The organism is Streptomyces sp. NPDC055506 (assembly GCF_053643595.1).
In genome coordinates this window covers 17,480-27,440 of record NZ_JBSHKH010000112.1, presented here as the reverse complement: position 1 = coordinate 27,440, position 9,961 = coordinate 17,480, and the positions used below count along the sequence as shown (strand labels likewise).

General features: G+C 70.6%; 8 protein-coding genes. 5 read left to right on the top strand and 3 right to left on the bottom strand.

Going from position 1 to position 9,961, the window contains the following annotated elements:
* Window position 1 precedes the first annotated feature (1 nt).
* A complete protein-coding gene (gene glnA / locus ACWIF2_RS31370) occupies window positions 2-1,390 on the bottom strand; it encodes a type I glutamate--ammonia ligase (protein ID WP_454364268.1) in 1,389 nt (462 codons plus the stop codon).
* Window positions 1,391-1,685: 295 nt separating this feature from the next.
* Between glnA and ACWIF2_RS31365 the strand changes: the two genes are divergently transcribed.
* Window positions 1,686-2,873 (top strand): globin domain-containing protein, encoded by a 1,188-nt coding sequence (locus tag ACWIF2_RS31365; RefSeq protein WP_454364266.1) that lies wholly within the window; start codon window positions 1,686-1,688, stop codon window positions 2,871-2,873.
* A gap of 13 nt (window positions 2,874-2,886) precedes the next feature.
* On the opposite strand, the gene ACWIF2_RS31360 is transcribed toward ACWIF2_RS31365, so the two are convergent.
* Window positions 2,887-3,321 (bottom strand): RrF2 family transcriptional regulator, encoded by a 435-nt coding sequence (locus ACWIF2_RS31360; protein ID WP_454364264.1) that lies wholly within the window; start codon window positions 3,319-3,321, stop codon window positions 2,887-2,889.
* Window positions 3,322-3,505: 184 nt separating this feature from the next.
* Between ACWIF2_RS31360 and ACWIF2_RS31355 the strand changes: the two genes are divergently transcribed.
* From ACWIF2_RS31355 to ACWIF2_RS31340, 4 genes are all read left to right on the top strand, one after another.
* Entirely contained in the window at window positions 3,506-4,177 is a 672-nt protein-coding gene (locus ACWIF2_RS31355; RefSeq protein ID WP_454364262.1) for a DUF3105 domain-containing protein, read from the top strand.
* Window positions 4,174-4,791, top strand: coding sequence for a DUF305 domain-containing protein (locus ACWIF2_RS31350; protein WP_454364260.1), 618 nt, complete (start codon window positions 4,174-4,176; stop codon window positions 4,789-4,791). The genes ACWIF2_RS31355 and ACWIF2_RS31350 overlap by 4 nt, the downstream gene beginning before the upstream one ends.
* Before the next feature lie 205 nt (window positions 4,792-4,996).
* Window positions 4,997-6,940 (top strand): S53 family peptidase, encoded by a 1,944-nt coding sequence (locus ACWIF2_RS31345; RefSeq protein ID WP_454364258.1) that lies wholly within the window; start codon window positions 4,997-4,999, stop codon window positions 6,938-6,940.
* A gap of 77 nt (window positions 6,941-7,017) precedes the next feature.
* A complete protein-coding gene (locus ACWIF2_RS31340) occupies window positions 7,018-8,772 on the top strand; it encodes an NAD+ synthase (protein ID WP_454364256.1) in 1,755 nt (584 codons plus the stop codon).
* A gap of 62 nt (window positions 8,773-8,834) precedes the next feature.
* Here ACWIF2_RS31340 and ACWIF2_RS31335 read toward each other — a convergent pair whose 3' ends face one another.
* Window positions 8,835-9,893 carry a CGNR zinc finger domain-containing protein gene (locus ACWIF2_RS31335; RefSeq protein ID WP_454364254.1) on the bottom strand — a complete coding sequence of 353 codons (1,059 nt, stop codon included), beginning with the start codon at window positions 9,891-9,893 and terminating at the stop codon, window positions 8,835-8,837.
* Between the last annotated feature and the right edge of the window lie 68 nt (window positions 9,894-9,961).

Genomic DNA, 9,961 nt, shown 5'->3' with positions numbered 1-9,961 from the left:
ACTACGTGCTGCCCCTGGACGGCCGCAGCACCAGCACCGGCAGCGACTTCCTCAGCTCGAACGCCGTCACCTGCGACCGGTACTCCTCCCACTCCTGCCGCTTGTTGCGCAGGAAGAAGTCGAAGACGTGCTCGCCGAGGGTCTCGGCGACCAGGTCGCTGCGTTCCATCAGGGTCAGGGCCTCGCCGAGGTTCTGCGGGAGCGGTTCGATGCCCATCGCGCGGCGCTCGGCGTCGGAGAGGGCCCAGACGTCGTCCTCGGCGCCCGGCGGGAGCTCGTAGCCCTCCTCGATGCCCTTGAGACCGGCGGCGAGGAGGAGCGCGTAGGCCAGGTAGGGGTTCGCGCCCGAGTCCAGGGAGCGGACCTCCACCCGCGCCGAACCCGTCTTGCCGGGCTTGTACATCGGCACCCGGACCAGCGCCGAGCGGTTGTTGTGGCCCCAGCAGATGTACGACGGGGCCTCGCCGCCCGCGCCCGCCGTGCGCTCCGCGCCGCCCCAGATGCGCTTGTAGGAGTTGACCCACTGGTTGGTGACCGCGGAGATCTCCGCCGCGTGCCGCAGCAGGCCCGCGATGAAGGAGCGGCCCACCTTCGACAGCTGGTACTCGGAGCCCGACTCGTAGAAGGCGTTGCGGTCGCCCTCGAAGAGCGACAGGTGCGTGTGCATGCCGCTGCCCGGGTGCTCGGAGAACGGCTTCGGCATGAAGGTCGCCTGGACGCCCTGCTCCAGCGCCACCTGCTTCATGACCAGGCGGAAGGTCATGATGTTGTCGGCCGTGGAGAGCGCGTCGGCGTACCGCAGGTCGATCTCCTGCTGGCCCGGGGCGCCCTCATGGTGGGAGAACTCGACCGAGATGCCCATCGACTCCAGCATGGTGATCGCCTGGCGGCGGAAGTCCATGCCGACGTTGGTCGGGGTGTGGTCGAAGTAGCCGGAGTTGTCGGCGGGCGTCGGACGGCTGCCGTCCAGCGGCCGGTCCTTCAGCAGGAAGAACTCGATCTCCGGGTGGGTGTAGAACGTGAAGCCCAGGTCGGAGGTGCGGGCCAGGGCGCGCTTGAGGACGTAGCGCGGGTCGGCGAAGGACGGGGAGCCGTCCGGCATGAGGATGTCGCAGAACATCCGGGCCGTGCCGGGGGCCTCGGCCCGCCACGGCAGGATCTGGAACGTCGACGGGTCCGGCTTGGCGATCATGTCGGACTCGTATACGCGGGCGAAGCCCTCGATGGCTGAGCCGTCGAAGCCGATGCCCTCGTCGAAGGCCTGCTCCAGCTCGGCGGGGGCCACGGCCACGGACTTGAGGAAGCCCAGAACGTCCGTGAACCACAGCCGTACGAACCGGATGTCGCGCTCCTCCAACGTCCGGAGCACGAACTCCTGCTGCTTGTCCATCTTCCGCTTCCCCATCCTTGCTGGTCAGGCCGCCTTCTCTTCCGTACCACGGGAGGCGGTCGGGCACCTGAGCATCCCACCACACCACCATTTCGTACGCGTTGCGCACCATGATCGCCCGGCCGGCCCGGGACCGAACGCCTCACGTACGGCAGGTGAACTGCTCTTCCGCCCATAGTGCCTGCTGACGGCGCCATCCGTAACGGCCGGTCCGTTCCGCTGCTCCAGCCGCTTAATTTGCATCTCAGATGCAACTTTAAATACCGTGCTCCCAGTCGAGCACCGAGGAGCCCCGATGCTGTCCGAGCAGTCCGCCGCCACCGTCCGCGCCACACTCCCCGCCGTCGGCGGAGCCCTCGGCGCGATCACCGAGCGCTTCTACGCCGGCCTGTTCGCGGCCCGCCCCGAACTGCTGCGGGACCTGTTCAACCGGGGCAACCAGGCCGCCGGCACCCAGCGGCAGGCGCTCGCCGGTTCCGTCGCCGCCTTCGCGACGCACCTGCTGGACCGTCCGGAGCAGCGGCCGGACGCGATGCTGCACCGCATCGCCCACAAGCACGCCTCGCTCGGCGTCACGCCCGAGCAGTACGACCTCGTCCACGAGCACCTGTTCGCCGCCATCGCCGAGGTGCTCGGCGACGCCGTGACGCCCGAGGTCGCCGCCGCCTGGGACGAGGTCTACTGGCTGATGGCGAACGCCCTGATCGCCGTCGAGAAGCGGCTGCGCGAGGAGAGCGGCTGGCCTGCCTGGCGGACCTGGGAGGTCGTCGAGCGCGTCACCGAGACCGCGGACGTCGTCACCTTCCGGCTGCGGCCCGCCGACGGCTCCGAAGTGCGGGACTTCCTCGCGGGCCAGTACGTCTCCCTCCGCGTCGCCCTCCCGGACGGCGCCCGGCAGATACGGCAGTACAGCCTCTCCGGTGCGCCCGGTCCGCTGCTCCGGCAGATCAGCGTGAAGCGCGTGCAGGGGGACGGCACCCCCGACGGCGAGGTCTCGAACCACCTCCACGCGCGCGTGCGGGAGGGTGACGTCCTCGAGCTGTCGGAGCCCTACGGCGACCTGGTCCTGGAAGCCGAACCCGGCACACCGCTGCTGCTGGCCTCGGCGGGCATCGGCGTCACCCCGATGACCGCGATGCTGGCGCACCTCGCAGGCTCGGGGCACCGCGCCCCGGTCACCGTCGTACACGGCGACCGCTCACCCGCCACCCACGCCCTGCGCACCGACCACGAGGCCTACGCGGCCAAGCTTGCGGAGTCCGCCGTCCACCTCTGGTATGAGCAGGACGCCCCGGCGGGCACCCACTCCGGTCTCGTCGACCTCGCCGGGGTCCCGGTCGAACCGGGCACGCGCGCGTACCTGTGCGGGCCGCTGCCCTTCATGCGGGCGGTACGGGCCCAGCTCATCGCGAAGGGCGTGGCCCCGGCCGACATCCACTACGAGGTGTTCGGGCCGGACCTGTGGCTGGCGGGGCAGGCCTGAGACACCGAGCGAACTAGCTCCCGCGCGAGATCTCCAGCAGCAGCGCCCCCGTCGGCTCCGCCACGATGTCCCGGACCGTGACCGGGTCCAGTGAGGTGAAGAACGCCTCCTGCGCCCGGCGCAGGGCGCCGCGCAGCCGGCAGGCGGAGTTCAGGGGGCAGGGGGTGGGGCCCTCGCAGTCGACGACGTCGCCGTCGCCCTCGAAAGCGCGCACCACGGCGCCCACCGACGCGGTGCGGCCCTGCTCCGTCAGGGTGAGACCGCCGCCGCGGCCGCGGCGGGCCTCGAGCAGTCCCATGTGCTGGAGCTCGGCGACGACCTTCGCCAGGTGCGTGTACGGCACGTCCATGCCGTCCGCGACCTCCCGGGTCGTCGGACTCGACTCGCCCGCGACGGCGAGCCGCATGAGGACCCGCAGGGCGAGATCGGTGGAGCGCAGCAGCCGCATACCCGCAGCGTAGGTAATGGGAATCTGCGGTTCAAATTATCCGGCCCCGGATTTCCGAAGCTGTCGGGCACCTGTCGGTGCCGTATCGATTCAGCCCATTCCCGCCGCCGCCCTACGAGGCGCCCTGCTCCCCCCATTACGATCAGTCACCCGACCGTCCCACCTTTCCCACGAAGGACACCTCATGGGCTCCGCCAACAAGAGCAGCACGGCACGCAAAGCGCGGATAGAGGAGATGCGGCGCGCCGAGCAGTCCCGTGAGCGCCGCAACCGGATCCTCGTCATCGCGGCCAGTGTGGTGGTCGTGTGCGGTCTCGTCGGCGGCGGTGTCGTGCTCGTGCGGTCCCAGTCCGACGACGGTGGCAGTGACACCGCCGCCGCGAGCGACTCCTCGGGCAAGGGGAAGTTCGTCACGGGCAAGGACGGCGTGAAGACCTGGGAAGGGAAGCTGGCCCGCAACCACGTCAGCAAGGCCGTGAAGTACGCCTCCGAGCCGCCGGTCGGCGGCGACCACAACCAGGTCTGGATGAACTGCAACGGGGACGTCTACACCAAGGAACTCGACAACACCAACGCCGTGCACTCGCTGGAGCACGGCGCGGTGTGGGTGACGTACAACGCCGACGCGAAGAAGGCCGACGTCGACGCGCTCGCGGCGAAGGTGAAGAAGACGCCGTACACGCTGATGAGCCCGATGGACGACCAGAAGGACCCGATCATGCTCTCGGCGTGGGGCCACCAGCGCACGGTGAAGGGTGCGAGCGACCCGGACGTCGACAAGTTCTTCGAGAAGTTCGTCCAGGGCGAGCAGACGCCCGAGCCGGGTGCCGCCTGCACGAACGGGCTGTCCCAGTGAGGCACGCCGGTCTGATCGCCGGAGCCGCGGCGACGGCGCTCGTCGCGGCCGGTGCGATCACCTACGCCGTCGCCGGGGACGAGGGCAGCAGCCGGACCCCCTCCGCCGAGTCCGCGGACGCCGGGTTCGCGCGGGACATGGCGGTGCACCACCAGCAGGCCGTGGAGATGTCGTACATCGTGCGCGACCGCACCGAGGACGAGGACGTACGGCGCCTCGCCTACGACATCGCGCAGACGCAGGCCAACCAGCGCGGCATGATGATCGGCTGGCTCGATCTGTGGGGGCTGCCCAAGGTGTCCTCCGAACCGATGGCCTGGATGGACATGGGTGGCATGGCCTCCGGCAAGGACGGCGCGCTGATGCCGGGCATGGCCACCAACACCGAGCTGAAGAAGCTCGGCACGCTGAAGGGCAAGCAGGCGGAGATCTTCTACCTCCAGCTGATGACGGACCATCACAAGGGCGGCGTCCACATGGCCGAGGGCTGTGTGGAGAAGTGCACGGTCGGGGTGGAGAAGCGGCTCGCCCAGGGCATGGTGGAAGCGCAGCAGTCGGAGATCGGCCTGATGGCGGACATGCTGAAGGAACGGGGCGCCGCGCCGCGCTCCTAGCGCAGGGCCCCCTTGGGGCTGGCTAGCGCAGGGCCCCCTTGGGGCTGGGGCGTAAGCCTCAAATCGCCCTGCCTTACGGCGTCTTGGGCACTTCTTGGCCTGCGCAGGGCGCTTCTTGGGTTTCGCATTCCCCTGGCATGAACGGTTCGTCGCGAGAGTGGCCACCGTCGAGTGATCACTCGCGACGAACCGCACAGGGGGTTCCATGAGATCCAACCGCGCCAAGGCGCGCACTGGGGTGAGCATCGCGGCGACACTGCCGATGCTCGCGGGTGCGCTGGCGCTCGGCATACCCGCGGCGCACGCCGCCGACCACCCGCTCCGCGACCCGCTGGCCGGGACCCGGCCCGCGTGGGCCACGGCCAAGGCCGACCAGGGCGCCACCTCCGACGGCGCCCGGATATCGGCCCGGGTGTATCTCCGAGGCCGCGACGCCACCGGCCTCGCCGCGTACGCGAAGGCCGTGTCCGACCCGGCGTCGGCCTCGTACGGCAAGTACCTGACCGCGAAGAAGGCGCAGGCCCGCTTCGGCGCGACCGAGGCCCAGGTGACGGCCGTGAAGTCCTGGCTGACGGCCGCCGGCCTGAAGGTCACGGGCGTCACGCGGCACTACGTCTCCGTGACGGGTGACGTGGCCGCCGCCGAGAAGGCGTTCGACGCCCAGCTGCACAACTTCGCCAAGGGCGCGAAGACCTACCGGGCCCCGGCGAGCACCGCCTCCGTGCCCGAGAGCCTGGCCGACGCCGTACTGACCGTCACCGGCCTGGACAACGCGCCCCACATGGTCACGCACGACGACCAGCTGCCGCCGCCGGACACCGTGTTCCGCAACGCCGGGCCGTTCTCGTCGTACTACGGCTCGAAGACCGCGAGCACGCTCCCGGACGCGTACGGCACGAAGATCCCGTACGCCGTCAAGGGCTACACCGGCAAGCAGCTGCGGGCCGCCTACGGCGCGGGCAAGCGCACCGGCAAGGGCGTCCGGGTCGCCATCACGGACGCGTACGCCTCGCCGACCATCGCCTACGACGCCGCCACCTACGCCAAGCACAACGGCGACGCGGCGTGGAAGACCGGCCAGCTGCACCAGGTGCTGCCCAAGAAGTACACGAACACCAAGGACTGCTCGGCCTCCGGCTGGTACGGCGAGGAGACCCTGGACGTCGAGGCCGTGCACGCGGTCGCGCCGGCCTCGGACGTCACCTACGTGGGCGCCGCGTCCTGCACCGACGCCGACCTGCTCGACGCGCTCGGCAAGGTCGTCGACAGCCACCTGGCCGACATCGTGTCCAACTCCTGGGGTGAGGTGGAGGCCGCGCAGACGCCCGACCTCGCGGCGGCCTACGACCAGGTCTTCCAGCTGGGCGCGGTCGAGGGCATCGGCTTCTACTTCTCCTCCGGCGACGACGGCGACGAGGTCGCGAGCTCCGGGACGAAGCAGGTCGACTCCCCGGCCAACTCGGCGTGGGTCACCGCGGTCGGCGGCACCTCGCTGGCCGTCGGCAAGGACGACCAGTACCTCTGGGAGACCGGCTGGGGCACCGAGAAGGCCAACCTGTCGGCCGACGGCAAGAGCTGGACGGACTTCCCCGGCGCCTTCACCTCCGGCGCGGGCGGCGGCACCAGCAAGACGGTGGCAGAGCCGGGCTATCAGCAGGGCGTCGTACCGGACGCGCTGGCCAAGGCCAACAACGCGGCCGGTAACCGGGTCGTCCCGGACATCGCGGCGATCGCCGACCCGAACACCGGGTTCCTGGTCGGCCAGACGCAGACCCAGCCGGACGGGAAGACGCAGGCGTACAGCGAGTACCGCATCGGCGGCACCTCGCTCGCCGCGCCGACCGTCGCGGCCGTCCAGGCCCTGGCCCAGGAGGCCCGGGGCGGCAAGCCGATCGGCTTCGCCAACCCGGCGATCTACGCCAAGGCCGGCTCGAAGGTCTACCACGACGTCACCGACGACCCGACGGGCTCCGGCCTCGCCGTGGCCCGCGTCGACTTCGTGAACGGCTACGACGCCACGGACGGTCTGGCCACGTCCGTGCGCAGCCTGGGCAAGGACAGCTCGCTCGCGGCCGTGAAGGGCTACGACGACGTCACCGGCGTGGGCACGCCAGCGAACGGCTACGTCGAGTCGTACCGGCGCCGCTGAGCACCGCAAGGGGATCGGGGTGGCCTGGGGTGACCCAGGCCACCCCATTGTGTCGCTCTGACGATTACACTGGGCCCGTGCCTCAACTACGTCTCGCCCTGAACCAGATCGATTCGAGCGTCGGCGACCTCGCCGGGAACACCGAGTCGGTCGTCCGCTGGACCCGGCACTCCGCCGAGCAGGGAGCGCATCTCGTGGCGTTCCCCGAGATGGTGCTGACCGGGTATCCCGTCGAGGACCTGGCCCTCAGGTCGTCCTTCGTGGAGGCCTCCCGGGCGGCGCTGCGCGGTCTCGCCACCCGACTGGCCGACGAGGGCTTCGGCGAGCTGCCGGTGATCGTCGGCTATCTCGACCGCAGCGCGACCGCCCAGCCGAAGTACGGCCAGCCGGCCGGCGCGCCGCAGAACGCGGGGGCGGTGCTGTACGGCGGCGAGGTGGTCCTGAACTACGCCAAGCACCACCTGCCGAACTACGGCGTCTTCGACGAGTTCCGCTACTTCGTGCCCGGCGACAGCATGCCGGTGCTGCGCGTGCACGGCGTGGACGTCGCCCTGGCGATCTGCGAGGACCTCTGGCAGGACGGCGGCAGGGTCCCGGCGGCGCGCTCGGCGCGGGCGGGTCTGCTGGTCTCGATCAACGCCTCCCCCTACGAGCGCAACAAGGACGACACGCGCCTGGAGCTGGTCCGCAAGCGGGCCCAGGAGGCCGGCTGCACGACCGCGTACCTGGCCATGATCGGCGGCCAGGACGAGCTGGTGTTCGACGGCGACTCGATCGTCGTGGACAAGGACGGCGAGGTCGTGGCGCGGGCGCCGCAGTTCTCCGAGGGCTGCGTGGTCCTGGACCTGGACCTGCCGGCGGCGTCGGCGGACGCGCCCACGGGTGTGATCGACGATGGCCTGCGCATCGACCGGGTGGTCCTGTCGGAGGAGCCCCTGGCTCCCTACGAGCGGGAACTCTCCGGTGGCTACGCGGACCGCCTGGACGACGACGAGGAGGTCTACTCGGCGCTGGTCGTGGGCCTGCGGGCGTACGTCGCGAAGAACGGCTTCAAGTCGGTCCTGATCGGCATGTCGGGCGGCATCGACTCGGCGCTGGTCGCGGCGATCGCGTGCGACGCGGTGGGCGCGCAGAACGTGTACGGCGTGTCGATGCCGTCGAAGTACTCCTCGGACCACTCCAAGGACGACGCGGCGGAGATGGCCCACCGCACGGGCCTGAACTTCCGGACCGTGCCCATCGAGCCGATGTTCGACGCGTACATGGGTTCGCTGGGCCTGACGGGCCTGGCGGAGGAGAACCTCCAGTCGCGCCTGCGCGGCACGCTCCTGATGGCCATCTCCAACCAGGAGGGTCACATCGTCCTGGCCCCCGGCAACAAGTCGGAGCTGGCGGTGGGCTACTCGACGCTCTACGGCGACTCCGTCGGCGCGTACGGCCCCATCAAGGACGTGTACAAGACGTCGGTCTTCCGTCTCGCGGAGTGGCGCAACCGGGCCGCCCGGGAGCGCGGCCAGACCCCGCCGATCCCCGAGAACTCCATCACCAAGCCCCCGAGCGCGGAACTCCGCCCGGGCCAGGTCGACACGGACTCGCTCCCCGACTACCCGGTGCTGGACGCGATCCTCGACCTGTACGTCGACCACGACAAGGGCGCGGACGAGATCGTGGCGGCCGGCTACGACCGGGAGCTGGTCACGAAGACACTGCGCATGGTCGACACGGCGGAGTACAAGCGGCGCCAGTACCCGCCGGGCACGAAGATCTCGGCGAAGGGCTTCGGGAAGGACCGCCGACTGCCGATCACCAACGGGTGGCGGGAGTCGCTCTGAGGGCGCGACTTCCAGCGGCCCGCCTCTTCCAGCAGCCCGCTTCTTCCAGCAGCCCGCCTCTTCTAGCAGCCCGCCTCGGCGCCGCTGTTCACGAAGGAGTCGGCGCTGATCGAGTAGCCCGCCCCGGCCGTGAGGTCGGGGCGGCTTCCGTGGCCGTCCTCCGCGAGGCCCTCGGCGGTGAGGAAGTCGATCCGCAGGGACATCCCCTCCTTTGCGAAGCACAGGTCGTCGGACGAGGCTTCCCGGGCCGGCGGAGCCCATCCGTCTCGTTCCGCTGCCGTCCGGTAGTGTGCGGCGACTTCGGCCCGTGTGCCGGGGAAGGCGTAGGTCCGGTTGGCGTACACCGAGACATCGCCGCTGTCCGCCCAGCAGCCGGCGTCGGCCTTCTCGAAGCCCCGCGCGACGGTGGCCCCGGCGGGCCGGGAGTCGAGGATGCCGAGCGCGGCCATCTCCTTCACCCGGTCCTCGGTCCCCCCGCAGTCCCTGGCGAGTTCCTGTAGCGCGCAGCCGGTGAGCGCGCCGGCAGCGAGCACGATCGACAGGAGCAGGGGTACGGGGCGGGCTCCCACAGGCCCCGCAGCGTCGACAGCCCCCCGTCTCCGCGCCCGATAAGCCGCCGCCTTGACGCGATTGCCGCACTCCTCCATCCCGCACCAAGCACGCCGAGCACCCCGTGACCGGTCGAGGTAGATGCGGGTGCAGCCGGGGCGGCCGCACTCCTTGAGGCAGGCGTGGGGGTCGGCCAGCAAGGTGATTCCGCTCCGGGCCAGTTGGGACAGTGCCGCGGGGAGGTCCCCCGAAGTGCGCAGGCCCGCGTCGCCGAGCTCGATCGCGCACGGCGGCCCGGCAGCCGTGCCGTTGACGAGGTCGAGACTGCCCGGGTCGAAGGGACGGTCGAGCACGCGGTCGAGAGCCAGTTGGTAGAGCGCCTCTCGCAAGGACAGCGCCGACGCGAAGTTCCGCCTGTCGGCGCTCACCCGGTCGGGAAGCCCGTCACACGCGGCCACCCACCGTTCGAGATCCGCGGGCGCGGCCAGGAGGTCGACGGGTTCGTCCCGGCGGCTCAGCACGGTGCCGGTCAGGTCGAGGGCCGGGTCGCCGCTCACGAAGGTGAAATCCACGTCACCATCTTGACCGGTGACGAGACATCCGGGCAACATCGTCACCGGTTGAAGCGGTGACGACAGAC

Coding starts and splice junctions, on each gene's coding strand:
- glnA (WP_454364268.1), bottom strand. CDS start 1,390: ATGGACAAGCAGCAGGAGTTCGTGCTCCGGACGTTGGAGGAGCGCGAC.
- ACWIF2_RS31365 (WP_454364266.1), top strand. CDS start 1,686: ATGCTGTCCGAGCAGTCCGCCGCCACCGTCCGCGCCACACTCCCCGCC.
- ACWIF2_RS31360 (WP_454364264.1), bottom strand. CDS start 3,321: ATGCGGCTGCTGCGCTCCACCGATCTCGCCCTGCGGGTCCTCATGCGG.
- ACWIF2_RS31355 (WP_454364262.1), top strand. CDS start 3,506: ATGGGCTCCGCCAACAAGAGCAGCACGGCACGCAAAGCGCGGATAGAG.
- ACWIF2_RS31345 (WP_454364258.1), top strand. CDS start 4,997: ATGAGATCCAACCGCGCCAAGGCGCGCACTGGGGTGAGCATCGCGGCG.